The organism is Pseudoflavonifractor phocaeensis (assembly GCF_016901735.1).
GTDB lineage: Bacteria > Bacillota > Clostridia > Oscillospirales > Oscillospiraceae > Pseudoflavonifractor_A.
In genome coordinates, this window is sequence record NZ_JACLZC010000149.1 from 1 (window position 1) to 1,152 (window position 1,152).

The window sequence follows — 1,152 nt, forward strand, 5'->3', positions numbered from 1 at the left end:
TGCAGGCCGGCACCTATGACGCCGACGCCGGCTACATCCTCAACTATGAGGACCCCGCCACCCATAAGAATCCCACCTATGAGCCCATGGAGCTGGATATGCTGGACGAAACCTCCGACGGCTACGGCGACTACATCACCCCCACCGAAGAGGGCCTGAGCGCCTCCAAGGTGTCTGTGAGCTTGGATGCCTCCGACTTCCCCGCTCCTGTGACCTATGATTACAGCGAGGGCAGCATCACCACCTATGTGAGCTCCGACGAGACCAAGGATTCCGCCAAGTACGCCGACGGCAAGACCGCTTCCGACGGCGAGACCTTCGAGGTCGTGGACGCGGTTGAGAATGCCACCCTGATGGACGTGGTCAACGGCAAGATCACCATGGAGCAGCTGGTTGCCAGCATGAGCAACGTGGAGCTGGCTGACCTGGTGGAAGGCGGCACCTATGACGGCTTCACCGAAGGCAGCGACGACGTCGAAGCTGTGGTCGGTTCCCAGGCCGAGTCCGTGTACGGCGCTGCCGGCGAGACCACCAGCAACCTGTACACCACCCGCTACATCCCCAACATCGTGATGTCCGACGGCCCTGCCGGTATCCGCATCACCAACAGCTATGTCAAGTATGACATGGTTCCCGGCTCCGCCACCTTCGATCCTGACCAGACCTACTACACCGCTTCCTACAGCTGGGGCGGCACCAACTACACCGAGATCGAGTTCGCTGACGCGGAAGCCTTTGAGGCCGAGCGCGCCAAGGGCACGGTTCTCTACACCACCACCGGCGACACCTACTATCAGTACTGCACCGCCTTCCCCATCGGCACCCTGCTGGCTCAGACTTGGGACCCCGAGGTCATCGAGGCTGTGGGCCGCGCGGTCGGCGTGGAGATGAAGGAATACGGCGTCACTTCCTGGCTGGCTCCCGGCATGAACATCCATCGCAATCCTCTGTGCGGCCGTAACTTCGAGTACTACTCCGAAGATCCCCTGGTCGCCGGTCTGACCGCCGCCGCCGAGACCCGCGGCGTGGAGACCAACGAGGATGGCTCCGCCTCCGGCGTGGGCGTCACCCTGAAGCACTTCGCGTTCAACAGCCAGGAGAACTCCCGTATGGGCAGCAACTCCGTGGTGTCCGAGCGCGCCGCCCGTGAGA

Annotated in this window: 1 protein-coding gene; it reads left to right on the forward strand. The window is 62.8% G+C overall.

Translation table 11 applies throughout. The annotated features are described in order from the left end of the window. Positions 1-1,152 (forward strand): glycoside hydrolase family 3 N-terminal domain-containing protein (locus H7U37_RS14920; RefSeq protein WP_204876943.1); only part of this gene is annotated, 1,152 nt, incomplete at both ends.